The following is a 26,051-nucleotide window of genomic DNA, read 5'->3' as shown; positions in this document are numbered from 1 at the left end:
TCATATCGGGCCTCAGTCGCCGGCCCACCAACGCAGGCGCACGCCGCTGAAGCTGCGACCGCCGACCTGCAGGGTTCCGGTCAGGACCGCGCCTTCGTCTCCCAGATTGCGGCGCGAGGTCGCCAGGGCCTCCTGATCCAGCCGCCCGTCGAAACGCACCTCGCCGACGCCGTCGGCGCGCCCCTTGAAGGCAATGCGGTCGTCGGTGACCTGATAGCGGGTGGGCAGGACGCGGATCTGGCCGGAGCGAACCTCGCCGAGCTCCGTCGCCGTCATCGGACTGGTCTCGTCCTCCAGTTCGATCATGACCGGCGCGAAGGTCCCCATGCGGCGGCCGCCTTCCCAGTCGGCGAAGTCGCTGACCTGGCCGACGAAGAGGTTGCGCACCTTCCATTCGCCCACCCGGATGTCCTGGGTCGGCAGATAGTAGCCGGAGACGTCACCCGAGAGGCTGGAAGCGAAGGCGGCGGGCGGCGGCTCGGCGTTCGACGCAGGCGCTTCCTCGGCCTTGTCACGCGGCATGAACCGCTCGCAGCCGGCGAGCAAGGCCAGCAGCACTGACGCGGCGATCAGGACAGGCCGGGCGTTCACCGGTCGAGCCCCTCATCCAGCCGGCGGAAGGCGGAGATGGCCAGTTCGGTGGCCGAGGCGAAGATCGCCGGGGTGATCTTCTCGAAATCGTCCGACGGGCGGTGATAGTCGGGATGGTAGTCGACGCCGAAATAGAGGAACGGCAGGCCCACGCGGTGGAAGGCGCCGTGGTCCGAGGCGCTGACCCAGTTGTCCGCGCCGGTGTCGGCCGGGGTGTCCTTGCCGAAGGCCAGGGCGACGTCGCCGATCGGGCCGACGCCCTCGATCAGGGGGCGCAGGTTCGGATGCTGGTACGTGCCCGTGACCCACAGCCGCTTGTCGGTCTCGGCCCGGGCGGTCATGTCGTAGTTCACATTCAGCACGATCGACGACAGCGGCACCGGCGGCGCCTCGACGAAGTGCCTGGCTCCGATCAGCCCCCTCTCCTCGCCGTCCAAGGCCACGAAGATCACGCTGTGTTCGGGCGGCGTCGCCTTCAGGCGGGTCGCCAGCTCCAGCATGGTCGCCACGCCCGAGGCGTTGTCGTCCGCGCCGTTGTAGATGTGGCCTTCGCTGATGCCGACATGATCATAGTGGGCGGTGACCACGATGTATTTGTCGGGGACCCGCGTGCCGGGGATCAGGCCGAGGATGTTGGTTCCGTTGAACGTCTTCGGCCCTTCGCGCGTGCGGCCCTGGGCCTGGAACGGTTGAAGGCGGCCCATCGGCGGCGCCTCGACGCCGATCGCCTCCAGACGCGACACGATATAGGCGCGGGCGCGCTCGCCGCCGGGCGCGCCGGTGTCACGGCCCTCCATGTCGTCGGCCGACAGGATGCGGACGTCCTCGATCAGTTGCGGCGGCACGACGACGGAGGCGGGAGCCGGCGCGGCCGGAGCGGCGGCAGGCTCGGCGGCCGTCCGCCACGGCAGGTTCAGGCTCTCGCAGCCGGCGACGGCCACAGCGCTGACGAGCAGCAGGGAGAGGATTGCAGGGCGACGGACCATGGGAACTCCGGACAACGGCGCGGGGAGCCTAGGCGAGGCCGGACGGCGCGTCAGCATAACGATCGGTCATGGAGCGAATTTTGGAGTCGAGAGAGTCGGGAGAGTCGGTTCGCCGTGAATGACGCCGGGTGTCGGCGGCCATTGTTCCCATAACCCAAGCCCACGTCAGCGCCGGACGCAGCGGCTCCGCCGCACGCACACGAGGATGTTCCCGATCCGGCGGGGTGTTAGGTTGGCGGGCCATGATCGCTGCGATTCCTGAATTCCCCGCCCTGGAAACCCTGTCGCCTGAGACGGCGGCGACCGAGCTGGCCTGGCTGGCCGGGGAAATGGCGCGGCACGACAGCCTGTATTACGCCGAGGCCGAGCCGGAGATCAGCGACGCCGACTATGACGCCCTGAAGGCGCGCAACGCCGCCGTCGAGGCGCGCTTTCCCGAGCTGGTCCGCGAGGATTCGCCGTCGCGAAAGATCGGGGCCCCGGTTTCGACCCAGTTCGCCGAGGTGCGGCACGGCGTGCCCATGCTGTCGCTCGACAACGCCTTCGACGACGGCGACGTACAGGATTTCGTCGCCCGCATCCGCCGGTTCCTGAACCTGCCCGCCGACGAGTCCGTCGCCTTTGTCGCCGAGCCCAAGATCGACGGCCTGTCGGCCTCGCTCCTCTATGTGGACGGCGTGCTGAAGGTCGGGGCCACGCGCGGCGACGGCCGCACGGGTGAAGACGTCACCGAGAACCTCAAGACCCTGGGCGAAAGCCAGATACCCCTGCGGCTGCACGGCTCGGGCTGGCCGGCGCGCGTCGAGGTACGGGGCGAGGTCTATGCGCCCAACGACGATTTCGCCGCCTTCAACGCCGCCGCCGAGGCGGAGGGCCGCCGCACCTACGCCAATCCCCGCAACTTCGCCGCCGGCTCCCTGCGCCAGAAGGACCCCAGGATCACGGCCGGTCGCCCCCTTCGCTTCTTCGCCTATGCGTGGGGGGAGCCCGTCGAGGGGTTCAGCGACACCCAGCACGGGGCGCTGGAGAAACTGGCCGAATGGGGATTCTCGACCAATCCCCGCTCCGAGCGGGTCGAGGACGCCGAGGGCCTGATCGAGGTCTATCGCGGGCTGGAGACGGACCGGGCGGGCCTCGGCTATGACATCGACGGGGTGGTGTACAAGGTCGATCGCCTGGACTGGCAGCAACGCCTCGGCTTCATCGCCCGCAGCCCTCGCTGGGCCATCGCCCACAAGTTTCCGGCGCAGCAGGCCACGACCGTGCTGGAGGGCATCGACATCCAGGTGGGTCGCACGGGGTCGCTGACGCCCGTCGCGCGGCTGGCGCCCGTCACCGTCGGGGGTGTCGTGGTCCGCAACGCCACCCTGCACAACGAGGACGAGATCGCCCGCAAGGACGTGCGCATCGGCGACACGGTCGTGCTGCAGCGCGCCGGCGACGTCATCCCGCAGATCGTGTCTGTGGTGGGCGACAAACGCCCCGCCGACGCCCTGCCCTATGTCTTCCCGACCTACTGCCCGGTCTGCGGCTCCGAGGCGGTGCGGCCCGAGGGCGAGGTTCGTCGCCGCTGCACCGGGGGCCTGATCTGCAACGCCCAGTTGGTCGAGCGGCTGAAACATTTCGTCTCGCGTCGCGCCTTCGACATCGAGGGCCTGGGCGAGAAACAGCTGATCGCCTTTCATGAGCGCGGCTGGATCCACGAACCCGCCGACATCTTCCGCCTGGCCCGCGATGCCGAAAAGCTGGACGCCCTGCGCGCCGAGGACGGCTATGGCGAGACCAGCGTTCGCAACCTGATCGCCGGCATCGACGCGCGACGCACCATCGCCCTGGAACGGCTGATCTTCGGCCTGGGGATCCGCGACATCGGCGACCAGACCTCGCTGCTTCTGGCCCGCGAGTTCGGGAGCTGGACCGCCTTTCACGCCGCGGGGCTGGACGCGGCGCAGGGCATCCCCTCGACCGACTGGACGCGACTGGCCGAGGCCCATGCGGTCTCTCCACGTGTGCTGGCGACCCTCGCCGCCGCGAACGTCGCCGAGGCCGATCCCTGGCCCGAGGCCCCGCTGGATCAGAAGATCGCCCTGGCCTTCCCCGGTCTGGCGGCGCCGGCCCGACGCGCCCTGGCCGATCTCGCCCCGGACTGGCCCGGCCTGCGTCGTCTTGCCGAGATCGCCCGCAATGAAGGGCCGTCCGAAACCCTCGGCCGGATCGCCGGGATCGCCGGGGTCGGTCCCGTCGCCGCCCGCGCCGTCGCCGAATTCTTCCATGAGGACCACAACAAGACCGTGGTTGAAGCCCTGGTCGCCGAACTGGAAGCGATCATCGACGCCGAACGCCCGCAGGCCGACAGCCCCGTTTCGGGCAAGACCGTCGTCTTCACCGGAAGTCTGGAGCGCTTCACCCGCGACGAGGCCAAGGCTCGGGCCGAAAGCCTCGGCGCCAAGGTGTCGGGATCGGTGTCGAAGAAGACCGACTATGTCGTCGCCGGGCCGGGCGCGGGATCCAAGCTGGCCGACGCCCAGAAGCATGGCGTGGCGGTTCTGACCGAGGACGAATGGCTGGCGCTGATCGCCGGATGACGTCGGTCGCCCGATCTTACCCAGCCGTCATTTGACGGCGACGCCCGGACGCGCTCAAGCTTTCCGCAAAGGCCCTTTCCGGGACCAGGAACCCCTGCCATGAACCGCCGCGAACTGCTCGCCTCGGCCGCCGCCACGACCGTGGTCGCCGCCTCTCCCACCCTCGCCTCTGCCGCCACCGGATCGCCCATGCCCCAGTCCCGCCCCGTCCCGCCCGTCGCCCGCAAGGTTCCGGTGCGCATCGAACAACTGGGCCGCGTCCGGACCGACGACTATCAGTGGATGAAGGACGACAACTGGCAGGCGGTTCTGAAGGACCCCAGCCTGATCAAGGCCGACGTCAAGGAGCACCTGACGGAAGAGAACGCCTATCGCGAGGCGATGATGGTTTCGACCCTGCCGCTGCAGAACGCCATGTTCGAGGAGATGAAGGGGCGCATCAAGGAGGACGACAGCTCCGTCCCCCAGGCCGACGGACCGTGGGAATACTACACCCGCTTCAACGTCGGCGATCAGCACCCGCTGTACTGCCGCCGCCCGACCGGTCGCACCGACGGCGAACAGATCCTGCTGGACTGCAACGCACTGGCCAAAGGCAAGGCCTATTCCGAGGTCTCGGCCGCCGACAACAGCCCGGACCACGGCCTGTTCGCCTATGCCGAGGACGCACAGGGGTCGGAAGTCTACAAGATCTACGTCAAGGACCTGGCCACCGGCGAGGTCCTGCCGTCGGTGATCGAAAACGCCACGGCCAACTTCGCCTGGTCGCCCGACAGCGCCTGGATCTTCTGGACCAACCGCGACGACAACGGCCGCCCCGACAAGATCTTCCGGCGCCCCGCGCGCGGCGGGGAGACCACCCTGGTCTATGAAGAGGCAGACGACGGCATGTTCATCGGCGTGGGCCGGACCGCCGACGACGCCTTCATGGTCATCTCGATCGCGAACCAGGAGACGGGCGAAAGCCGCATCATTCCCGCGACCAACCTGACCGCGAGCCCGACCCTGGTCGAGGCCCGGCATGAAGGCCGTCTGTATGATCTGGATCACTGGGGCGATCGCTGGGTCATCCGCACCAACGCCGACGACGCCATGGACTTCAAGATCGTCGAGGCGCCGACCGCCACCCCGTCCAAGGCCCACTGGAAGGATCTGGTCGCTCATACGCCCGGCCGGTTCATCGAGGGCGTCAGCCTGGTGAAGGACTATCTGGCCCGCCAGGAGCGCGCAGACGCCAACACCCGCATCGTCATCCGCGACCGCGCGGGCGCCGAGCATCAGATCGCCGCCGACGAGCCGGCCTACGCCCTGTCGCTGCAGGGCTCGGCCGAGTTCGAGACCACGGTGATGCGCTACACCTACAACTCGCCGTCCACCCCGACGTCCACCTATGACTACGATCTCAAGACTCGGGCGCGCGACCTGAAGAAGGTGCAGCAGGTGCCGTCGGGCCATGATCCGGCCGACTATGTGGTCGAGCGGCTGACCGCCGCCGCCCCGGACGGGGCCGAGGTGCCGATCACCGTCCTGCGCCGCAAGACCACGCCGGTGGACGGCTCGGCGCCGACCCTGCTCTACGGCTACGGCTCCTACGGCATTCCGATCGGGGCGACATTCTCGACAAACCGGCTGTCGCTGGTCGATCGCGGCTGGATCTACGCCATCGCCCATATCCGCGGCGGATCGGACAAGGGCTGGAACTGGTTCCTGTCCGCCCGCCGCATGACCAAGAAGAACACCTTCACCGATTTCATCGCCTGCGCCGAACACCTGATCGCCGGCAAATACGCCACGGCGGGAAACATCGTGGCCGAGGGCCGTTCGGCGGGTGGCATGCTGATGGGCGCCGTGACCAACATGCGGCCGGACCTGTGGGCCGGGGTCATCGGGGGCGTGCCCTTCGTCGATGTGATCAACACCATGTCGGACACCAGCCTGCCCCTGACCCCGCCGGAATGGCCCGAATGGGGCAATCCGATCGAGGACGCGGCGGCCTATGACTACATGTACTCCTACAGCCCCTACGACCAGATCGAGGCCAAACCCTATCCGGCCGTCCTGGCCACCGGGGGCCTGTCGGACCCGCGCGTGACCTACTGGGAGCCCGAGAAGTGGATCGCCAAGCTGCGGCCCGCCACCACCTCGGGCAAGCCGGTGCTGCTGAAGATCAACATGGAGGCCGGACACTTCGCCTCCTCCGGCCGGTTCGACTATCTGAAGGAGGTCGCCCACGACTACGCCTTCGCGGTCTGGGCCGTCGAAAAGGGCTGGGAGGCCGCTTGAGCGATCCGATCGACTGGATCCTGCGCGACGCCGTCGCCGCCGACATGGCGGCGGTGACGGCCATCTACGCCCAGGACGTGACAGAGGGCACGGGCACCTTCGAGCTGGATCCCCCCGACCTGGGCGAGATGATCCGGCGCCACGCCAACATCGCCGCCCTCGGCATGCCCTGGATCGTGGCCGAAGCCGGCGGCCAGGTGGTCGGCTACGCCTACGTCGGCCCGTTCCGCCTGCGCCCGGCCTATCGCTACACCGTCGAGGACTCGATCTATCTGGACACGGCGTGGCGCGGAAAGGGCCTCGGGCGCGCCCTGCTGGAGGAGCTCATCGCCCGCTGCGAAACCCTGGGCGTGCGCCAGATGCTGGGCGTCATCGGGGATTCGGCGAACCAGGGCTCGATCGAACTGCATCGCGCCTGCGGCTTCGACATGGTCGGGACGATGGGGTCGGTCGGATGGAAGTTCGACGCGTGGCGCGACGTCGTGATCATGCAGCGCGCCCTGGCCGGCGGCGACACCACGCCGCCGGACACGGACGGCATGCCCCTGACCGGCTGATCTGGCGCCGAGCGCTGGCACGGCCTAGGGTGGCGGCGTGCGCGTTCTGTTGGCCCTGTTCAGCCTCCTCGCCGCCCTGACCCTGCCCGGTCTGGGCGTCGCCGACGCCTGGGCTTCGCCGGTGGAGCCGGCGCCCTGCCACGCCGACCAGGGCGCGACGCCGTCGCATCACGGGCAGGACGGATCCGCGCCGGCCGACACGCCCGCCAAGGCGATGAAGATGATGGCCTGCTGCATCGCCTGCGTCGTCGCCCCCCTGCCCGCCCCGACCGCCCGGCCTGAAGCCCTGGCTCGCCCCTCGGTGGCGCCGCGTCTCCAGGCGGCTGTTCTCGGCCGAACCGTCACGCCTGAACCCGACCCTCCGAAGATCTGATCCGCGATCACCGGCGCACACGCCTGCGCCTCCGGAAACCTCAGATTTGAAGGAGAACGCCATGACGGCGCTTCCCAAGACGCTGGGCCTACTGGCCGGCGCATCCCTGTTCGTGTTCGTCCCTTTCCTGTTCGTCCCTGCGGCGAGCGCCCAGGACCATTCTCACCACGCCCCGACCGATCCTCATGCCGGCCATGACATGCCGAGCAACAGCCCGCTCGGACCCTGGCCGCTGACCCGCGACGCCTCGGGCACGGCGTGGCAGCCGGACATGTCCACGCACGGCGGCCTGCATGGACAATCCGGCGACTGGTCCTTGATGGGTCACGCCGTGCTCAACCTGGTGCATTCGGCCCAGTCCGGTCCCCGGGGCGACGATCAGACCTTCGTCGCCGGCATGCTGATGGGCGCAGCCCGGCGTGAGTTCGACGACGGCACCACCCTGAACCTGCGGGCCATGGTCAGCCCTGATCCGCTGATGGGCAAACGCGGCTATCCGCTGCTGCTGGCGGCCGGGGAGACCGCCGATGGCGTGCGCCCCCTGTTGGACCGCCAGCATCCGCACGACTTCCTGATGGAGCTGTCCGCCAGCTATTCCTGGCGGCTGAGCGATCGTGACAGCCTCTATGTCTATGCGGGCCTGCCCGGCGAGCCCGCCTTCGGCCCCCCGGCCTTCATGCACCGCATGAGCGCGATGGACAGCCCCGAGGCGCCCATCACCCACCACTGGCTGGATTCGACCCATATCGTGTTCGGCGTCACGACGGTCGGCTGGGCCCGCGACCGGTTCAAGATCGAGGCCTCGGCCTTCAAGGGCCAGGAGCCGGACCAGCACCGCTGGGACATCGACACGCCCCGGCTGGACAGCTGGTCCGTGCGCGCGTCCTGGAACCCTACGGCCGAATGGTCGCTGCAGGCCTCCTACGCCGACGCACAGGCGCCCGAGCAGCTGGAGCCGGACGAGGACGAAACCAAGCTCTCGGCCAGCGCCATCCACACCCGGCGGTTCGGCGCGGACGGCTGGTGGTCGACGACCCTCGCCTTCGGTCGCAAGACCAATGACCACGACGAGTCGAAGGACGCCTGGCTGCTGGAAACCGCCGTGAAGCCGAACGCCGACTGGACCGTCTTCGCCCGGGCCGAACGTATCGAAACGGATGAACTCCTGCCGGGCGCCCACGGGGGCCACGGCGACCTGTTCACGGTCTCCAAGGCGGCGGTGGGCGTGATCCGCGACTGGTGGGTGTCGTCCTCGGCCATCTTCGGGCTGGGCGGCCTGTACGCCGTCAACCGCGTGCCGGAGGGCCTCGCCGCCGTCTATGGCGGCGACCCGGACGGCGGCATGGTCTTCGTCAGGCTGAAGATCGGGTGACGCGGACGGGAGGGCCGGCGCGCTGGATTCGCTTCAGCGCCCAGCCCTCCCAGGCTCCGAACAGGGCCACGCACATCAGGGCGAACCAGCTCAGCCAGCGCACGGTGATGGCGGCCCAGACCAGGTTTTCCAGCCGGATCAGGGTCACCACATGGGTGGCCAGCGCGAGCAATTGGCATCCGGCCGCGAAGATCAGCCACCACCGGTCCCGGGTCAGGGCCCACCACAGCAGCAGGGACGCCAGCATCAGGGACGACAACGGCACCGCCCAGCGCCCCTGATGCTGGATGAAGGGCGTCACGATCATCACCGCAAAGAAGGCGACCGCCGCCCACCGTTCGATCCGGCCGCCGGCCCAGGCCAGCAGAGTCGTCACCGCGACCGAGAAGATCACGAACGGAGACAGGGCGATGGCGCTCATCGCCGGGCGCCGGATCCGGCGGTCATGCGACAATCTGCAACGGGGCGACGCCGGTCGGCTTGGTCTCGGTCGGCCCGTCCAGCCGCCAACGAACCGCCTGTTCGTCGGCGATTTCGGCAAGGCGGTCATGCGCGGTGACCACCGAGGCGCGGGCCGCGTTCATGGCGCTGACCCCGCCCAGCACATGGTCCAGCGCGTCCTGCCCTAGGGCGGCGCCGAAGCCGGCAGCGCGGCGGGCGTCCAGCATGATGGCCCCCAGCCTGAGGGTCTCGGCCATCGCCTCATCGACGGCGTGTTCAACGGTGCGGAGTTGGCGGGCGACCTGGACGCCGGCCTGGTGTTTGTTGGGCATGTCGTGCGCTCCTCAGCGAAGGGGTCGCGCTCAGATCGATCCCGGCGCCTGCCGTCCGGCGAGGTCGATGATGGCGTTCACCAGCGACATCCCCATCAGCAGGGCCGCCGCGAGACCGACGAACGCGCCGACCACCCAGGCCAGACGTCCGACGACGCCCGGCAGAGGCGGCAGGGAAAGCCCGAACAACACCGGCCTCTCCTGCGACGCGCCCATCGGAGAACCGGTCGGCGCAGGCGAATGGGGCGGCTCGATCCGCACCCCGACAATAGCGATGTCTTCATATAGCGGATGAACCGCTAGACGCCCCATCGCGTCATAGCGATCGACGGCGCCCAACTTCTGCATGGCGGCGCGGATGTGAAGGCTGACCGTCGACGGAGCGATGCCCAGTTCCGCCGCGATCACCTTGTCGCGGCTGGCCGCACGCCGGAGGCATTCCAGCTGCATGGGCGTCAACCGTTCCATTTCCCACGTCCCCATCGTGGTTAAGACACGGAATTCGTAACACGATCTTCGGCCCGGGGTCCAACCGTGATTTTCAGCTTCGCAAGGGTCGGGTCACCCACAGAGGGCGCTGTGTCGCCGACGTCACCAAAGTCCGATCCCGCCGCCAGCGCTCAGGTCTTCAACCGGCCGCCCCCTGATCCACCAGGAAGGCCCGCAGGTCGGCCGCATCGACGGATTTTTCGACGAAGGCGCGGCCGATGGCGTGGGCCAGGATCAGGGTCAGGCGACCGCCCTCGGCCTTCTTGTCCCCGGCCATGCGCGCCATCAGGGCGTCGGCGGAGAACGTCCCGGCCTGTTCAAGCCGCGTGAGCAGTCCAGCCGCGGCGATGACGGCTTCGACCCGGTCGGCTTCGGCAGCGGCGCACAGGCCCAGGTGTTGCGAGTAGCGGAAGGCCAGGACGCAGCCCAGGGCCACGGCTTCGCCATGGGCCAGGGCGGCCTCCTCAAAGCCCAGTTCGGCCTCGACCGCATGGCCGAAGGTGTGACCGAGGTTGAGCAGGGCGCGGCGGCCGGCCTCCTTCTCATCTTCGCCGACGATGGCGCTCTTGATCTCGACCGAGCGGATCACCGCCCGCTCCAGCGCCGCCGGATCGCCGGTCGCGCCGGCCGCCCCCTCGCCCGCCAGCCAGCCGAAGAACGGGGCGTCGCAGATCAGACCGTGCTTCAGCACCTCGGCCCAGCCCGAGCGAAGCTGCACCGGCGGCAGGGTCGCCAGGACGTCGATGTCGGCCAGGACCAGACGCGGCTGGTGGAAGGCCCCGATCAGGTTCTTGCCGCGCCGCGTGTCGATCGCCGTCTTGCCGCCGACCGAAGAGTCCACCTGGGCCAGAAGGGTCGTGGGGATCTGCACGAAGTCGATGCCGCGCATATAGAGGGCCGCCGCCAGGCCGACGAGGTCGCCGACGACGCCGCCGCCCAGGGCCACCACCACATCCTTGCGGTCCAGGCCGATCTCCAGCAGTCGATCCAGCACCCGCTCCAGCTCTGAGAAAGACTTGGACGCCTCGCCGGGCGGGATCGTCACCACCTGGGTCGTGACGCCGGCCGCCGTCAGGGACGCGACCAGGGTCGGAGCATGCAGGCGGGCCACCGTCTCGTCGCTGACGATCACCGTACGGCCGCGCGCCAGGGCGTCGATGCGCTGTCCGGCCTGGGCCAGCAGATCCCGCCCCACGACGACGTCATAGGCGGCGAAGGCCCCGCCGGACACGGAAATGACGGTCATGGCCGGGTCTCCGAACGCGAATCCAGATGCGACTTCAGCGCCGTGATGACCGCCTCCACCGCCTGGGAATGGGCGCCGCCGCCCACGTCGACCGCGACATCCGCCTGGGCGTAGTGGGGATAGCGGACCTCGGCCATGGCGCTCAATGTCTGGAAGGGATCTTTGCCGCGCAGCAGCGGCCGCGTGTCCCGCCGCGCCACCCGCTGGGCGATGACGCGGATATCCGCCCGCAGCCAGACTGTGTGCGCCCGTTCCTTGAGCAGAGCGCGCGTGTCGGCGTTCATCATCGCGCCGCCGCCGGTGGCCAGAACGATCGGCGGCCCCTCCAGCAGCCGGCGCATCACCCGCGCCTCGCCTTCGCGAAACGCGGCCTCGCCGAGGCTGGCGAAGATGTCCGAGACGGTCATGCCGGCCGCCTTTTCGATTTCGTCGTCTCCGTCGGCGAAAGCGAGGCCGAGCCGTGCGGCCAGGCGGCGGCCGACAGTCGATTTGCCGGCCCCCATCAACCCCACCAGGGCTATGGTGCGACCCGTCAGGGCCGACGATTCGCGTCTGGCGGCTGAACGGGTCATTGGGCGCAGGAGGGGAAGACAGTCATGATCAAACCGTCCTCTACACCATCGACGCGCCGGGGCCACGGCGAAGGCGGCCCTGAATGAGCGTCGACGCCGCATCGCCACAGATCGAAGCCTTCCTGGAGATGATGGCGGTGGAGCGCGACGCCTCGCCCCACACCCTTTCAGCCTACGCCCGGGACCTTGCCGACGCCGAGCAGGGGGTCGGGCCGGGCGGCCTGATGGCCGCCGACGAAGCGGGTGTCGAGGCTTGGTATGCGGATCTGGCGCAACGCGGGCTTTCCGCGGCCACGGCGGCGCGGCGACGGTCATCCGTGCGGCAGTTCTACCGCTTCGTCCTCGGCGAGGGGTGGCGCCCGGACGACCCGTCCCGGAGGCTGGATGCGCCGAAGCAGGGACGCAACCTGCCGAAGATCCTGAGCCGCGAGGACATCGACGCGCTTCTGGCGGCGGTGGCGAAACGCGACGCAGCGGCGGCCGTTCGCGCTCTGGCGCTGATCGAACTGGCCTATGCCTCGGGTCTGCGGGTCTCCGAGCTGCTGAATCTCCGGGTCGAGGCCGTGCGACGCGACCCCGCCTGGCTGACGATCCGGGGCAAGGGCGGAAAGGAACGGCTGGCGCCCCTGAATGACCCCGCGCGGGCGGCGGTCCGCGCCTGGCTGGACGTCCGGGATGCGGCGCGCAAAGCCCTGCCCTCCGGCGGTCCGGCTCCGGACAGTCCATGGCTGTTTCCCTCGCGTGGCGCCGGCGGCCGGCTGACGCCGCGACGGTTCGCCCAGATTCTCGATCAGGCGGCGATCGACGCCGGCATCGATCCCGCGCGCGTCAGCCCCCATGTCCTGCGGCACGCCTTCGCCACCCATCTGCTGGAAGGCGGCGCCGATCTGCGGGTCGTGCAGACCCTGCTCGGCCACGCCGACATCGCCACCACCCAGATCTACACCCACGTCGCCACGGACCGGCTGAGCCAGGTGGTGCAGCGACATCATCCCTTGGCCGCGCCGCCGTCGCGCACGGAGGATTGAATCTCCCCGTCGCCAAGGCCGCTTGCTCCTCTGCCCATGCGGCTCTAGTTTCCGCCGCCTCGCCGGGCGGCTCCCCTCGCCTGTCATTCCGGACGCCCGATGGCCACGCACTATCTCGAATTCGAAAAGCCGATCGCCGAGCTCGAACAGAAGATCGACGAGCTGAACGGTCTGTCCGCGACCTCGGGTTCGTTCGAGACCGAGATCGCCGCCCTGCGCAAGAAGGCGTCGCAGCTGCGCAAGAAGACCTACGCCAATCTCGATCCCTGGATGCGCACCCAGGTGGCGCGCCATCCCGAACGGCCTCATTTCATCGACTATGTCGACGGGCTGTTCACCGATTTCGTCGAGCTGAAGGGCGACCGTCAGTTCGGGGATGACCAGGCCATCATGGGCGGTCTGGCCCGGTTCCGGGGGCAATCCGTGGTCGTCATGGGCCACGAGAAGGGCAATGACACCGCCAGCCGCCTGACGCACAATTTCGGCATGGCCCTGCCCGAAGGCTACCGCAAGGCCGTGCGCCTGATGGATCTGGCCGAGCGGTTCAACCTGCCGGTGCTCAGCTTCGTCGACACCGCCGGCGCCTATCCGGGGCTCGGCGCCGAGGAGCGAGGCCAGGCCGAAGCCATCGCCCGATCGACCGAGCGCGGACTGATGCTGGGCACGCCCTTCATCACCACCATCACCGGCGAAGGCGGGTCCGGCGGCGCCATCGCCCTGGCGGCGGCCAATCGGGTGCTGATGCTGGAGCATTCGATCTATTCGGTCATCTCACCGGAAGGCGCGGCCGGCATCCTGTGGCGCGACGGCGCGCGGGCGAAGGACGCCGCCCTGGCCATGAAGATCACCGCTCCGGACCTTCTGGGTCTGAAGATCGTCGATCGCGTGATCGAGGAACCGCTTGGCGGCGCCCATGCGGACCGGACGGCCGCGGTGACGTCGGTCGGCGACGCGATCGCAGAGGAGTTGGCGAGCCTGCGTCCGCTGTCGGCGGACACCCTGCGCAAGCAGCGGGCGGATCGCTTTTACGCCATCGGCCGCGCAGGCTGAGCCTCGGCCCGGTCATAGCGTTAACGCCTTGTCCACGGCGGCGTGACAGCTTGCCGCCCGTGGGTGGTGTGATGATGGGCGCATGAACGGAACAGGAGAAAAGCTCCGCGACAGCGCCGTGGTGAATTTCGCCGGCGCGATCACGATGGTCGTCGACGATTCGGCGTTCAGCCGGGAGCTCACGGTCGAGGCGCTGCGAGGTTTCGGGGTTCAGATCCGCTACGCCTGCTCCAGCGCCGAAGACGCCATCCAGATCCTGCGCGATCATCCGATCGACCTGCTGCTGGTCGATTGCGAGATGCCGGGGCTGGATGGATGTGAACTGGTGCGCTGGGTTCGGCATTCGGGGCATGATCCCAACGCCTACGTTCCGGTCATCATGACCGCCGGCCACGTTCGTCGCTCCAAGCTGGGGGCCGTGCGCGACTGCGGCGCCAACTATCTGATCACCAAGCCGTTCAGCGCGGCCAGTCTGCTGGAACGGCTGGTCTGGGTCGCGCGCGACAACCGCCCCTTCATCGAGGCGGGCGACTACAAGGGACCGGATCGCCGCCGCAACAAGTCCAAACCGCTGAAGGAAGGCGAGCGGCGCGCCGACATGATCGCCCGCGCCCAGCACGAGGCGGCGATGGGGTTGAGTGAGGACGAGGCCGATCTGGAGGCCGCCGTCGCGGAACTGGAGGCCGAGGTGGCCGGCAAGAGGGGGAGCTGAACATGGTCGTCATCCGACAGCAGAGGAAGTCGCGTCTTTCGACCATGATCGACGCCGCAGGCGGTCTGAGCGTTTCGGTCGCCAAGGCTCAGGCGCTGGCGAACCTGAACGTCATTCGCCCGCGCGGCCTCGAGATCATCAAGGCCCAGATCACCGAACTGGCCGCCATGCCGGCGCCGTCCGGCCCCGATGATCGAGCGGTGTCGCGCGCCTATGGTCTTTCCGCCGGGATCGTCGATGCCGCCGGGCCCTTCGAGATGAACGACCTGTGCCGGGCAGCTTCCGGGCTTTGCGATCTGCTGGACGCCGCGCCGGAAGGCGAGACCTTCGACTGGCGCATCGTCACTGTCCACGTCCAGGCCCTGCAGTTGATGCTGGCCCTGCCGGAAGGCGAAGAGGGCGAGGCCGCCCGCGCCAAGGTGCTGGACGGCCTGGATGAGATGCTGCGGGTGAAGCTTCAGCCGGCGGCCTGACCGGTCGTCCGGGTCTGTTTGCGCCACAGGGCCGCGTATTCCCCGCCGACCCGCGCCACCAGCTCATGGTGGGCGCCGCGCTCGACCACACGTCCGTTCTTGAGCACCAGGATCTGGTCGGCGTCGGCCACGGTCGACAGCCGGTGAGCCACCACCAGGGTGGTGCGGCCGGACCGCGCCCGCCTCAGGGTCTTCTGGATCGCCGCCTCGGTCCGGCTGTCGAGGGCGCTGGTGGCCTCGTCCAGGATCAGCACCGAAGGATCGGCCAGCAGCGCCCGAGCCAGGCCGACTCTCTGCCGTTCGCCGCCCGACAACTTCAGGCCACGCTCGCCCACGCGCGTATTCAGGCCTTCCGGCAGACCCCGGATGAAATCGCCCAGTTCAGCCGCGTCCGCAGCGGCCCAGATCGCGGCTTCGTCCGCCTCGGGCCGTGCGAAGGCGATGTTGGTGGCCAGGGTGTCGTTGAACAGGGCCACGTCCTGAGGCACCAGGGCGACCGCACGGCGGATCGAGGCCTGGGTGACGTCCCGCATGTCCTTGCCGTCGATCCGCACCTCGCCCGCCGCCGGGTCCAGCAGCCGCAGGGCCAGCTTGACGATGGTCGACTTGCCGGACCCTGACGGGCCAACGATGGCCGTGGTCTGGCCGGGTGCGGCGACGAAGCTGACGTCCTCGAGACCGATGGCGCGGGCGTCGTGACGGAAGCCCACGCGATCGAAGACGATCTCGCCGCCGCGCCGGTCCGCCGCCGGGGTCAGGTCGACGGCGCCGGGTCGATCGGCGACCAGCGGCGACGTGCGCGTGACCTTCAGCATCTCCTCCATGTCGATGAAGGACTGGCGGATCTCGCGGTAGGCGAAGCCGAGGATGTTGAGGGGCCCATAGAGAGAGATCAGGATCAGGACGGCCGCCGTCACATCGCCTGGCCCCATGCGGCCCGCCGCCGCCTCGTATCCCGCCATCACCGCCATGACGCCGAGGCCGAGGTTCATCACGGCCGCCTGAACGACGTTCAGCAGAGCCAGGGATCCGTTCGCCTTCAATGCTGCGGCGTTATAGACGCCCAGGGCCTGATCATAGCCGGCCGCCGCACGGGTCTCGGCCCCGAACGACTTGACCGTTTCGTAGTTCAGCAGGGCGTCGACGGCCAGGCCCGCCGCCTCGGTGTCGGCCGCGTTCATCGCCCGCCTCTGCTCGATCCGCCAGTTGGAGATCGAGAAGGTCAGGAGGGTGTAGATCGCCACAACCGCCACGGCCACGGCCGCGAACCGCCAGTCGTAGCGACCGCCCAGGACCCCGGCGGCCAGAACCAGTTCCAGTCCCGTCGGCACCAGGTTGAACGCCAGAACCCGAAGCAGGAAGTCCACCGCGCGCGAGCCGCGATCCACCGTGCGCGACAGGGCGCCGGAGCGTTTGGTCTGGTGAAAGTCGAGCGAGAGGTTCAGGGCGTGGGCGAACGTCTCCGCCGCCGTCGTGCGCTGCGCGGCGGCGCGCACCGGGGCGAAGACCACATCCGACAGCTGCGGCGCCGCCGACGACAGGAAGCGCACCAGGGCCCAGCCGACGGCGAAGCCCGCGAACCCCAGCCCGACCGCCACGCCGGTCGGTTGATCCCGCGCCAGATGGTTGACGGCGGCCCCCAGCACCAGGGGCGCCAGAACGCCGAGCCCCTTCCCGGCGAGGGTCAGGAGAACAGCGGTGATCAGCCTCATTCGCAGCTGAGGCGCCCGCGACCGCCCCACCAGACGCGCCAGCTCGGCGAGGGCGGTCAGCGTGCCCGGCGAATCGGGCGTGACCTCCGGGCCGCCTTGTGCGCGGGTCTCCATCGATCCGCCCCTGCGTCCGCCGCCGCGCTCGCCTCTCGCCATTCGCCCGATATGGAGGCTGGCCGAAGTGGGGGGAAGGCCTCAGATGGCCGGACAGGGATTATGTTGCAGCGACCGCCCCCAGTCCGGCGCGTCCCCGACCGCAGAAGCCATCTGGAAGCCGCCATCCCGAATGTGACGGACCCGATAGCCGTCCGTGTTCGGCGTCAGGCTGAAAATCGCATCCTGGCCGTCGGCGCGGACGTACATCTCGACTTCCCGGCCCCGGCTGATGCGGCGGATCCTGCCTGGCCCCGCCGCCTCGATGACGACCAGGGATCGGCCTTCACAGCGCGGAGGGTCAGGAATGATCGTGTCGTAGCCCTCAATCTCTGCCGGGCCGACGGCCCAGCGACCGATGAAGGCGGCCGTCGGGTCCGACGAGGTCGCCGCGATCACCACGGATATCAGGAACGACAGCATCATCCAGCAAAGGTGCCTGCCGCAGCGTCACCGGCACAGTGACGTGACCTGACGAGCGGCCTTCAGTCCAGCCCGGCGATGGCGGCGACCAGTTCATCGACCGCCTCGATCCGCGTCGCCCAGGAACAGACGAACCGCACCGAGCCGTCATCGAACCGGTAGCAGGCCCAACCGAGCTCGTTCAGACGACGATGGGCGCGTTCGGGCATGCGAACGAAGACGGCGTTGGCCTCGACAGGATGCGCCAGGACGAAGCGCGACCCCAGCGATATGCCCGCCGCCAGGCGCTGCGCCATCAGATTGGCGTGCGCCGCCCCCGCCTCCCAGTCGCCGCTCTCGAGCAGTCCCAGGAACGGAGCCGCCAGAAAACGCCCCTTTGACGCGGTCTGCCCGGCCTGTTTCAGGCGGTTGTCCAGGCGACGCGCCAACGACCGGTCGAACAGGACCAGGGCCTCGGTCGAAGGCAGGCCCGCCTTGGCGCCCCCGAACACCAGGACGTCGACGCCCAGGCGCGGAATGTCCTTCAGGTCGAAGCCCGCCGCCGCCGCATTGGCCAGACGCGCGCCGTCCATATGGACGCCATAGCCCGACGCCTTCACCGGCTCGATCAGGTGGCGCAGTTCCTCGGACGAATAGACCGCGCCGTATTCGGTCGACTGGGTCAGGGACAGGGCCGCCGGAGGCTGCCGGTGACCGACCTCGGGCTCGGCCAGGATGGCCTTCAGGGCGCGCGGGTCGATCTTGCCGGATTCGCCCGGCAGGCCGATCAGGCCGACCCCCTGCCCGAAAAATCCCGGCGCGCCGGTCTCGTCGGTGCAGATGTGCGCCGCCTGATGCGCCATCACAGCCTCGTGCGGGTAGGCCAGCATGGACAGGGCGATCGCGTTGGCGGCCGTGCCGGAGAACACGAAACGTATCTCGGCGTCCGCGTCCAGTCGGGCCCGGATCTGGTCGGCCGCGCGCGCCGTCACGTCGTCGGCGCCATAGGCCCTGGCGAAGTCGGCGTTGGCGTCGTTCAGGGCCGCGAGGGCGGACGGCGCCATGCCGGCGGTGTTGTCGGAGGCGAAATCGTAGCGCACGTCTCAGCTCTTCTTCGGCTTGCGGGCGCGCGACGGTTGATCGGCGGCGCCGCCCGGCTCCGGCTCCGGCGCCGGCGTCTGCACCGCCACGACGGTCGGGACGGCGTCGTCGCCAAAGGGCACCGCGACCTGGTGCGGGAACGGAATCTCGATATCGGCCTCGTCCAGGGCCTCCTTGCCGGCCTGGATCAGGTCGGCCTGGGTCTGCCACCAGTCCGCCGGAACCACCCAGGCGTGCAGCGTGACCTGCACGGCGCTGTCCAGCAGGCCGGTCACGCCGGACCAGGGCGCCGGGTCTTCCAGCACCTTGTCGTGCAGCGTCGCCACGGCCAGCAGAATGCGCCGCACCTCGTGCAGGTTTTCGCCGTAGCCCACGGTGAAATGAATCTCGATCCGCCGGGTCTTTTGTCCGGACAGATTAATGATGACGTCGCCCAGCACCTTGGAATTCGGCACGACGATCTTGTGGTTGTTGGCGTTGGACATCTGGGTGGTGAACAGGTCGAGCTTCTGGACCGAGCCGGTCGCGCCGCCGATGTCGACCACGTCGCCCACGCGGTACGGCCGCAGGATCAACAGCATCACGCCCGCCGCGACGTTCGACAGCGTCCCCTGCAGCGCCAGGCCCACCGCCAGCGAGGCCGCGCCCAGCACCGCGATGATCGAGGTCGTCTGCACGCCCAGTCGTTGCAGCACGGCGATCAGGCCGATGACGATGATGACCACGCGCACGATCTGGGCGGCGAACCCGACCACCGTGGCGTCATGGCGGAAGGCGCGCGTCCGTCCCAGGGCGCGACGGGCGGCCCCCGCCCCCCATCTGGCCGCGAACAGGGTGGCGATCAGGATCGCCAGGGCGATCGTGAGGTTCACCGCGAAAGCGCCGGCGACGTCGATCAGCTTGGCCAGCATCGCCTGATCGACGGCGATGGCCTGCCGTCCGGCTTCGACGGCCTTTGAAATCTGGTTCGGAGACAAGTCGGTCATTGGGCCGGGTCTAACGCCTGGCTTCCGATTTGGAACCCCGTGACCGCTGAAATCCGCGTCATCGACTCGCCAGCCGCCCGCCCTCGCCTTCCAGCGTCTGCAGGAGCCCCTGCACCGTGGCCAAGGTATCCGCCTCTCGCGCCGGCTTGTCCCAGCGAATGCGCGCGATGCGGGGGAAGCGCATGGCCACCCCTGACTTGTGCCGGGTCGAGCGGTTCAACCCCTCGAAGGCGATCTCCAGCACGAGGCCGAACTCCCGCGTGGCCGTGACTGCGCGCACGGGGCCGAACCGCTCGGTGGTGTGGTCGCGCACGAACTTGTCCAGCTGTTTCAGCTCCTCATCCGTGAAGCCGAAATAGGCCTTCCCGACCGGGCTCAGGGCGCCGACCTCATCCCAGACGCCGAAGGTGAAGTCGGAATAGAAGCTGGATCGTTTCCCATGACCGCGTTGCGCATACATCAGGACCGCGTCGATCAGGTGCGGGTCGCGCTTCCATTTGAACCATGGCCCCTTGGGACGGCCGGCCACATAGGCGGAATCCCGGCGTTTGAGCATGACGCCCTCCGCCGCCGCCCCGATCGGCGGATCAGCGCGCAAGGCGGCCAGGTTCTCCCAGCCGTCGAACTCCAGCACCGGCGAGATGATCATCCGGGACTGGGGCCGTTCGGCCAGCATCGCCTCCAGCGCCGCCCGACGCTCCGTCAGAGGGCGCGGCCGCAAGTCCATGTCGCCGAGCGCCATCAGGTCGTAGGCGATGATCGCCGCCGGATGTGACGCCTGGAGACGAGGGTCGGCCGTCTTTCGGTTGAGGCGCTGCTGGAGGTCGCCGAAAGGCGCCACGACGTCCTCCCTGCGAATGACCAGTTCGCCGTCCACGACGCCCTCGAAATCCAGGCCGGACAGAACATCGGGGAAGGCTGACGATATGTCGTCCCCGGACCGCGAGTAGAGGCGCCGCACGTCGCCTTCGATCACGGCCTGGACCCTGACCCCGTCCCATTTCCATTCAGCGAGGAAGTCGGCAGGGCTCAATCTGTCGAGCTCGGCCTCGTCCAGGGCGGTGGCCAGCATGACCGGGCGGAACCGGCCTGCGCCCTGGGCGTCCGGGCGTTCAGCGGCGCCCTCAAGCCAGGCGAACAGGTCGACATAGGGCGGCGTCAGCCCATGCCAAAGCTCCTCGATGTCCGCGACATCGATCGGCGGCAAGGCCGTCGGAGGGGCCTCTCCCTCCGGTGCGGGCGGTCCCGGATGTTCGGCGGGACGGAGCATGGCGGTCGCGGCGCGCGCCAGTCGGGCCGACAGCCCGATGCGCAGGGCGCCCGTCACCAGCTTCAACATCGCCCAGCGGCCGCGCGGATCCAGGGCGTCCATCCAGCCCTCAATCAGCCGCTCCACCTCGCCCCGCCTGGCCGCCGACAGGGCGTCCACCACCTCGCCCAGGCTCGGCTCGCGGTTCGGGCGCCGGGCGGGATCTACCGGCCAGGCCAGGGCGGCGGTTTCCGCCAGGTCGCCGACATAGTCATAGGACCAGCGGAACAACACCGGATCCAGTCGCGCCTCGATCACTCGCCGGATCACCGCCGGCTTGGCGACGGAGAAGGTCAGGTCGCCGGTCAGGGCGGCCAGGGCCCAGCCCCGGTCCGGATCCGGCGTCACGCGCAGATAGTCGCGCAGGATCGCCAGCTTGGCGTTGCGCGACCGGGTCAGGGCCAGACGATCGATCAGTTCGGCGAAGGCGCGCATCCAGAGGTCCGGGTCCCGAGAGCCGGGCGCCGACGCACCCGCGCAGGCTCAACGGTCGAGACGCCTCAGGTTTCCGCCGTCTGCGGCTTGAGGACAAGCCTTCGGGGCGTCAGGCCGCGGCGGCTGCCTCGCCCGGCTCGAGCACCGTGCGCATGGCGGACCGGCCGCCCGGAGCGAGGGCGATCAGCTCCGCCAGATCGGCGAAGTTGATCGGCTTGGTCAGATAGGCGTCAGCGCCCGCCTCCAGCCCCGCGCGGCAGTCCTCGGCGCGGGCGGAGGCCGACAGCACGGTGATCGGCGTCTCGCGATTGGCCCCGCCCTGGCGGATCAGCCGCGTGGCCGTCAGCCCGTCCATCACCGGCATGTTGACGTCCATCACGATCAGGTCGAAGGCCCGGTCCGCGCTCATCTCCACGGCGATCTGGCCATTCTCCGCCGAGGCGGTCGTGTGCCCGCCCGACGTCAGCCAGGCGTCCAGGATCATGCGGTTGACCGGGTGATCCTCGACGATCAGTACGTTGAGGGATCGGGAATAGACGTCCTGCGTCTCCGCCTCGACCGGCGTGGCCAGACTGGTCCATTCGACGACTTCGGCCTCGACGGTGAAGTTGAAGGTCGACCCCTTGCCCGGCGTCGACTGCACGTCGATGTCGCCGTGCATGATGTTGGCCATGCGGCGCGCGATCGTCAGGCCCAGACCGGTCCCGCCGAATCGCCGGGTCGAGGAGGCGTCCAGCTGGGTGAAGGGCTGGAACAGTCGCGCCATGTCCTCGTCCGAAATCCCCGGCCCGCTGTCGGTGACGATGAAGCGGAAACGGACGCGTCGCTCCGACAGGCGGACGGCGTTGATCTCATAGTCGATCTGGCCGGCGTCGGTGAATTTCACGGCGTTGGACAACAGGTTCTGAAGCACCTGGCCGACGCGCAGGGGGTCGCCGCGCACCACGGACGGAATCTCGCCGGTGAAGGCGCAGTTCAGCTTCACGCCCTTGGCCTCGGCCATTGCCTGGAACGGACCGGTGACGCGCTGGTGCAGGTCAGGGATCGAAACGTCCATGACCTCGAAGGTCATGCGACCCGCCTCGATCTTGGTCATGTCCAGAATGTCGTTCAGCAGCGACAGCAGGCTGTCGCCGGAGTTGCGGATGACCGACAGATACTCCCGCTGGGTGTTGTCCAGACGCGTCGAGCCCAGAAGCTGGGCCGCGCCGAGCACGCCGTTCATCGGGGTTCGCAGTTCGTGCGACACCACGCCCAGGAAGTTGGACTTGGCCTCGCTGGCCGCGTTGGCCCGGTCGCGCGCCGTTTCAAGCTCGGCGATGAGGCGCGCCTGATCCTCCTGGAAGGCGCGGATGCGCTGCTCGCGCAGCATGTTCATCGTCACCATGACGAACAGGCCGGCCGCTGTGAACGGCAGGACGGCGAGAAAGGCCCAGAACTCTGGCGTCCCCCACAGGCTGCCGGCCACGATCGCCGCGACGACGCCATAGGGAGAGGAAATCACAAGGGCCTGGCGCGGCGATCCGCGCAGTTGGGCGAACACCAGCACATAGCCGGCGATCAGCAGGGCGACGGCGAGCGTCTGGCCGAAGCCGTTGCCCCAGAACCAGGCCAGCAGCGGCGCCGCCGCCCAGGCCGCCGTGGTGCCCGTGGCCACCAGCGGAAAGACCAGGCCCCATCCGCCGCCGACCTTGCCCGCCATGCTCTTTTCGAAGCGGCCGCGCAGCGCGCCGGCGGCCAGGGTGGCGACAAACCACACCAGGGCCGTCCGCCAGCCGATCGCGCCGAGCAGGCCCACGGCCCAGCTGGCGATGATCAGATAGCGCAGATACTGGGTCTGCAGCATGGTGGCCAAGGCTTGCGCGGCCTCGCTTGCGGCGAGTCCGTCCAACCCCTTGCCCAACCCGTCGGATCCCACCATCCGCTGTTCCGGTCTCTATTGGCCCCGGGGCGACGGTAGGTTGAAGGTTCTAAGACGAAATGAACGTCCCAAAAAATGGCAGAACGCCGCTACCTCACCGGCTCGCAGCGGCTTCTGATTCCGTCAGGGCGCGGATGGAAAGGGCGTGGACCGGCCCCGCCAGCTCCTCCGCGAGGGCGGCGTTGATCATTCGCTGTCGCTGAACCCGCCCTAGTCCGGCGAAGGCGTCGGCGACGATCAGCACGTTGAAATGGCTTTCACCGCCGGGCCGGGCGTCCATGCCGCCCTCATGATGGTGACCGGCGTGTCGCCAGCTGTCGTCCTCCAGTTCGATGCGGCTGGGAGACAGGGCCGCCGTCAGTTTTTCCCGAATTCTCTTCGCCACGGGGCCGTCAGCCATCTCAGGTTCCTTGAAGCGGTCGAAATCGGCCTTACACTTGGGGCGATGCCCACTGAATTCCAGTACAAGCCGCGCTTTCGCGATATGCGGATTCGGCCGCCGTCCGAGGAGCACGCCGCCGCCGAGGACGTCCTGCGCCTGAAGCCCGGCGAAAAGCCCTGCCAATGGCCCGACTGCCGTCAGGCCGCGACGGCGCGTGCGCCCAAGTCGCGCGAGCGGCTGAACGATTTCTACGAGTTCTGCCAGCGGCATGCCGGGGAATACAACAAGGGCTGGAACTTCTACGCCGGGATGAGCGAGGGCGAGATTCGCGCCGCCCAGGAAAACGAGGCCATGACCGGCGGTCGTCCGACCTGGGAGATGAAGGCCGGCAAGAACACGCGGGAGGCGGCCGCCTTCGCGGCCAAGTTCGGCACGGCCAACAACACCGGCGCCGGTTCCTGGCGCGACAGTTTCGGCCTGTTCGGACGTCGGGTGCGCGAGAACGCCGCAGCCGGAGCTCCGGACGAGCCGCGGCTGGGCAAGATCGAACGCGGCGCCCTGGCCGATCTCGACCTGGACGCCCGCACCGAGCCCCAGGCGGTCAAGGCCCGCTATCATGAGCTGCTGAAGCGGTTTCACCCCGACCACAATCAGGGCGATCGCGGCGCCGAGGCCAAGCTCCAGCGCGTCATCAAGGCCTACAAGACGCTGAAGAAGGCCGGACTGGCGGCCTGACCTCCCTCTCGCGTCGGGAGAAGGAGCGCCTATCTATGGCTCTCCATCTCTCCAAGGAGCCAGACCATGGAAGTCCTCTACACCGCCCACGCCACCGCCTCGGGCGGCGGCCGCGACGGCCGCTCGGCCACCGATGACGGCAAGATCGACGTCAGCCTGTCCGTGCCCAAGGCCATGGGCGGCGACGACGGCCCCGGCACCAATCCGGAACAGTTGTTCGCCACCGGCTACGCCGCCTGCTACCTCGGCGCCCTGCGGCTGGTGTCGCGCAACGAGGGCAAGCCGGTCGGGCCGGACACCAAGGTCACCGCCGGCGTCGGTTTCGGCAAGAACACCCGCGGCGAGGGCTTCAACCTCGACGTCTCCCTGACCATCACCGACCACGGGCTGGACCAGGCGACCATCGACGACCTGATCCAGAAGGCCCACCAGGTCTGCCCCTACTCCAACGCCACCCGCGGCAATGTGGACGTGGCCCTGAAGGCGGAATAGCGCGCGCTCCTTGACCGTGCACCCCGGCGAAGGCCGGGGTCCAGAACTCGCCTCCGCGGCGGCTGCGCACCGACTTTGCGCCACGCGCCGACCGCCTTCACTGCATCTGGATCCCGGCCTTCGCCGGGATGCACGGAGTAGGTCTCGACCATCCGGTTCACGTCGGCTAATCGCACACCCATGACCTCCCCGCTCGACGCCTCCCCCGATCCGCTGCTGACGTTCGAACCGCACCGCAAGGCCTCGGTCCGAGAGCTTTTCGGCGTCGACAGCGACATGCAGGTTCCGGTCTTCGAGCCGGGCGACAGCCATGTGCCCGAGATCGACCCGGCCTACCGCTTCGATCCCCAGACGACCCTGGCCATCTGCGCCGGCTTCGCCCACGACCGCCGCGTCATGGTCCAGGGCTATCACGGCACCGGCAAGTCGACCCATATCGAACAGGTCGCCGCTCGCCTGAACTGGCCGCTGGTGCGCGTGAACCTGGACAGCCACGTCAGCCGCATCGACCTGGTCGGCAAGGACGCCATCGTCCTGAAGGACGGCAAACAGATCACCGAGTTCCGCGAGGGCATGCTGCCCTGGGCCCTGCAACGCCCCATCGCCCTGGTGTTCGACGAATACGACGCGGGCCGTCCTGACGTCATGTTCGTCATCCAGCGCGTGCTGGAGGCCCAAGGCCGCCTGACCCTGCTGGACCAGAACCGCGTCATTCGCCCGAACAAGCATTTCCGTCTGTTCGCCACGACCAACACCATCGGCCTGGGCGACACCTCGGGCCTGTATCACGGCACCCAGCAGATCAATCAGGGCCAGATGGACCGCTGGTCGATCGTCACCACCCTGAACTACCTCGACCACGACGTGGAGGCCGAGATCGTCGCCGCCAAGGTTCCCGAGTGGCAGGACGCCGAGGGCCGCCGCAAGATCGCCGCCATGGTCCGCGTCGCCGACATGACCCGTAACGCCTTCATGAACGGCGACATCTCCACCGTCATGTCGCCCCGCACCGTCATCACCTGGGCCCAGAACGCCCAGATCTTCAACGGCGACCTTGGGTTGGCCTTCCGCCTGACCTTCCTGAACAAGTGCGACGAATTGGAACGGCCTACGATCGCGGAGTTCTACCAGCGCGCGTTCGGGGAGGATCTCCCCGAGGCGGCGACGCGGGTGAAGGTGGGGTGATGACCACCGCTGATTACGCTCTAGGCTCAGGACCCATTGATCCAAGAGGCTCGATCTGATTCAGGCTCCTGAGGAGTCTGGATATGAGTGACCTGTATTGGCTGACGGACGAGCAGATGGCTCGGCTGGAACCCTTCTTCCCCAAGAG

26 protein-coding genes are annotated in these 26,051 nt (G+C 68.8%); 12 read left to right on the top strand and 14 right to left on the bottom strand.

What is annotated here, in order from left to right; genetic code table 11:
- Window positions 1–12 precede the first annotated feature (12 nt).
- Window positions 13–591: a hypothetical protein gene (locus ACO2Q1_RS10730; RefSeq protein WP_423329507.1), complete on the bottom strand. Its 579-nt coding sequence runs from the start codon at window positions 589–591 to the stop codon at window positions 13–15.
- Window positions 588–1,577, bottom strand: coding sequence for a M28 family peptidase (locus ACO2Q1_RS10725; RefSeq protein WP_423329506.1), 990 nt, complete (start codon window positions 1,575–1,577; stop codon window positions 588–590). The genes ACO2Q1_RS10730 and ACO2Q1_RS10725 overlap by 4 nt, the downstream gene beginning before the upstream one ends.
- A gap of 242 nt (window positions 1,578–1,819) precedes the next feature.
- On the opposite strand from ACO2Q1_RS10725, the gene ligA reads away from it, so the two are divergent.
- The 5 genes from ligA (at window position 1,820) to ACO2Q1_RS10700 (ending at window position 8,747) form a co-directional block, all read left to right on the top strand.
- On the top strand, window positions 1,820–4,162 hold the full coding sequence (gene ligA, locus ACO2Q1_RS10720; RefSeq protein WP_423329505.1) for an NAD-dependent DNA ligase LigA: 2,343 nt from the start codon (window positions 1,820–1,822) through the stop codon (window positions 4,160–4,162).
- A gap of 99 nt (window positions 4,163–4,261) precedes the next feature.
- Window positions 4,262–6,445, top strand: a complete 2,184-nt coding sequence (locus ACO2Q1_RS10715; protein WP_423329504.1) for a S9 family peptidase — start codon at window positions 4,262–4,264, stop codon at window positions 6,443–6,445.
- Window positions 6,442–7,002: a GNAT family N-acetyltransferase gene (locus tag ACO2Q1_RS10710; protein ID WP_423329503.1), complete on the top strand. Its 561-nt coding sequence runs from the start codon at window positions 6,442–6,444 to the stop codon at window positions 7,000–7,002. The genes ACO2Q1_RS10715 and ACO2Q1_RS10710 overlap by 4 nt, the downstream gene beginning before the upstream one ends.
- Before the next feature lie 37 nt (window positions 7,003–7,039).
- Entirely contained in the window at window positions 7,040–7,375 is a 336-nt protein-coding gene (locus tag ACO2Q1_RS10705) for a hypothetical protein (RefSeq protein WP_423329502.1), read from the top strand.
- Between the two features lie 61 nt (window positions 7,376–7,436).
- Window positions 7,437–8,747, top strand: coding sequence for a hypothetical protein (locus ACO2Q1_RS10700; RefSeq protein ID WP_423329501.1), 1,311 nt, complete (start codon window positions 7,437–7,439; stop codon window positions 8,745–8,747).
- Here the strand turns inward: ACO2Q1_RS10700 and ACO2Q1_RS10695 are convergent.
- The 5 genes from ACO2Q1_RS10695 to ACO2Q1_RS10675 all read right to left on the bottom strand — a co-directional run bounded on the left by ACO2Q1_RS10695 (window position 8,728) and on the right by ACO2Q1_RS10675 (window position 11,827).
- Complete coding sequence (locus ACO2Q1_RS10695) at window positions 8,728–9,168, bottom strand: hypothetical protein (RefSeq protein ID WP_423329500.1); 441 nt, start codon at window positions 9,166–9,168, stop codon at window positions 8,728–8,730. The two genes, ACO2Q1_RS10700 and ACO2Q1_RS10695, sit on opposite strands and share 20 nt — an antisense overlap.
- Window positions 9,169–9,190: 22 nt before the next feature.
- Window positions 9,191–9,520 carry a hypothetical protein gene (locus ACO2Q1_RS10690; RefSeq protein ID WP_423329499.1) on the bottom strand — a complete coding sequence of 110 codons (330 nt, stop codon included), beginning with the start codon at window positions 9,518–9,520 and terminating at the stop codon, window positions 9,191–9,193.
- A gap of 30 nt (window positions 9,521–9,550) precedes the next feature.
- Window positions 9,551–9,988, bottom strand: coding sequence for a helix-turn-helix domain-containing protein (locus ACO2Q1_RS10685; RefSeq protein WP_423329498.1), 438 nt, complete (start codon window positions 9,986–9,988; stop codon window positions 9,551–9,553).
- Window positions 9,989–10,148: 160 nt separating this feature from the next.
- Window positions 10,149–11,255 (bottom strand): 3-dehydroquinate synthase, encoded by a 1,107-nt coding sequence (gene aroB, locus ACO2Q1_RS10680; RefSeq protein WP_423329497.1) that lies wholly within the window; start codon window positions 11,253–11,255, stop codon window positions 10,149–10,151.
- Complete coding sequence (locus ACO2Q1_RS10675; RefSeq protein WP_423329496.1) at window positions 11,252–11,827, bottom strand: shikimate kinase; 576 nt, start codon at window positions 11,825–11,827, stop codon at window positions 11,252–11,254. Before ACO2Q1_RS10675 ends, aroB begins: the two co-directional genes overlap by 4 nt.
- An 83-nt stretch (window positions 11,828–11,910) precedes the next feature.
- Here ACO2Q1_RS10675 and ACO2Q1_RS10670 point away from each other — a divergent pair, with 83 nt between their 5' ends.
- The 4 genes from ACO2Q1_RS10670 (at window position 11,911) to ACO2Q1_RS10655 (ending at window position 15,090) form a co-directional block, all read left to right on the top strand.
- The gene (locus tag ACO2Q1_RS10670) at window positions 11,911–12,855 is read left to right on the top strand and encodes a site-specific tyrosine recombinase XerD (RefSeq protein WP_423329495.1); all 945 of its coding nucleotides are present in this window, start codon (window positions 11,911–11,913) and stop codon (window positions 12,853–12,855) included.
- A 99-nt stretch (window positions 12,856–12,954) separates the two neighbouring features.
- Window positions 12,955–13,905, top strand: a complete 951-nt coding sequence (locus ACO2Q1_RS10665) for an acetyl-CoA carboxylase carboxyltransferase subunit alpha (protein ID WP_423329494.1) — start codon at window positions 12,955–12,957, stop codon at window positions 13,903–13,905.
- Between the two features lie 82 nt (window positions 13,906–13,987).
- Window positions 13,988–14,617, top strand: coding sequence for a response regulator (locus tag ACO2Q1_RS10660; RefSeq protein ID WP_423329493.1), 630 nt, complete (start codon window positions 13,988–13,990; stop codon window positions 14,615–14,617).
- 2 nt (window positions 14,618–14,619) lie between these two features.
- Window positions 14,620–15,090, top strand: coding sequence for a chemotaxis protein CheE (locus tag ACO2Q1_RS10655; RefSeq protein ID WP_423329492.1), 471 nt, complete (start codon window positions 14,620–14,622; stop codon window positions 15,088–15,090).
- Here the strand turns inward: ACO2Q1_RS10655 and ACO2Q1_RS10650 are convergent.
- The 7 genes from ACO2Q1_RS10650 to ACO2Q1_RS10620 all read right to left on the bottom strand — a co-directional run bounded on the left by ACO2Q1_RS10650 (window position 15,075) and on the right by ACO2Q1_RS10620 (window position 23,509).
- Complete coding sequence (locus ACO2Q1_RS10650; RefSeq protein WP_423329491.1) at window positions 15,075–16,916, bottom strand: ABCB family ABC transporter ATP-binding protein/permease; 1,842 nt, start codon at window positions 16,914–16,916, stop codon at window positions 15,075–15,077. The two genes, ACO2Q1_RS10655 and ACO2Q1_RS10650, sit on opposite strands and share 16 nt — an antisense overlap.
- Before the next feature lie 81 nt (window positions 16,917–16,997).
- A complete protein-coding gene (locus ACO2Q1_RS10645; protein ID WP_423329490.1) occupies window positions 16,998–17,381 on the bottom strand; it encodes a hypothetical protein in 384 nt (127 codons plus the stop codon).
- A gap of 59 nt (window positions 17,382–17,440) precedes the next feature.
- A complete protein-coding gene (locus ACO2Q1_RS10640; protein ID WP_423329489.1) occupies window positions 17,441–18,457 on the bottom strand; it encodes a beta-eliminating lyase-related protein in 1,017 nt (338 codons plus the stop codon).
- Between the two features lie 3 nt (window positions 18,458–18,460).
- Entirely contained in the window at window positions 18,461–19,444 is a 984-nt protein-coding gene (locus tag ACO2Q1_RS10635; protein ID WP_423329488.1) for a mechanosensitive ion channel family protein, read from the bottom strand.
- 58 nt (window positions 19,445–19,502) lie between these two features.
- Window positions 19,503–21,188, bottom strand: coding sequence for a cisplatin damage response ATP-dependent DNA ligase (locus ACO2Q1_RS10630; RefSeq protein ID WP_423329487.1), 1,686 nt, complete (start codon window positions 21,186–21,188; stop codon window positions 19,503–19,505).
- A gap of 109 nt (window positions 21,189–21,297) precedes the next feature.
- Window positions 21,298–23,109, bottom strand: a complete 1,812-nt coding sequence (locus ACO2Q1_RS10625) for an ATP-binding protein (protein WP_423329486.1) — start codon at window positions 23,107–23,109, stop codon at window positions 21,298–21,300.
- 94 nt (window positions 23,110–23,203) lie between these two features.
- Complete coding sequence (locus ACO2Q1_RS10620; RefSeq protein WP_423329485.1) at window positions 23,204–23,509, bottom strand: BolA family protein; 306 nt, start codon at window positions 23,507–23,509, stop codon at window positions 23,204–23,206.
- Between the two features lie 45 nt (window positions 23,510–23,554).
- On the opposite strand from ACO2Q1_RS10620, the gene ACO2Q1_RS10615 reads away from it, so the two are divergent.
- The 3 genes from ACO2Q1_RS10615 to cobS all read left to right on the top strand — a co-directional run bounded on the left by ACO2Q1_RS10615 (window position 23,555) and on the right by cobS (window position 25,903).
- On the top strand, window positions 23,555–24,226 hold the full coding sequence (locus tag ACO2Q1_RS10615; protein ID WP_423329484.1) for a J domain-containing protein: 672 nt from the start codon (window positions 23,555–23,557) through the stop codon (window positions 24,224–24,226).
- Between the two features lie 66 nt (window positions 24,227–24,292).
- The gene (locus ACO2Q1_RS10610) at window positions 24,293–24,718 is read left to right on the top strand and encodes an organic hydroperoxide resistance protein (protein WP_423329483.1); all 426 of its coding nucleotides are present in this window, start codon (window positions 24,293–24,295) and stop codon (window positions 24,716–24,718) included.
- Window positions 24,719–24,898: 180 nt separating this feature from the next.
- Window positions 24,899–25,903: a cobaltochelatase subunit CobS gene (gene cobS / locus ACO2Q1_RS10605; protein ID WP_423329482.1), complete on the top strand. Its 1,005-nt coding sequence runs from the start codon at window positions 24,899–24,901 to the stop codon at window positions 25,901–25,903.
- Window positions 25,904–26,051 lie beyond the last annotated feature (148 nt).

Source organism: Brevundimonas sp. VNH65 (assembly GCF_049445955.1).
Lineage (GTDB): Bacteria > Pseudomonadota > Alphaproteobacteria > Caulobacterales > Caulobacteraceae > Brevundimonas.
The sequence above is the reverse complement of the archived record's forward strand: the minus strand, read 5'-3'. Positions and strand labels throughout refer to the sequence as shown.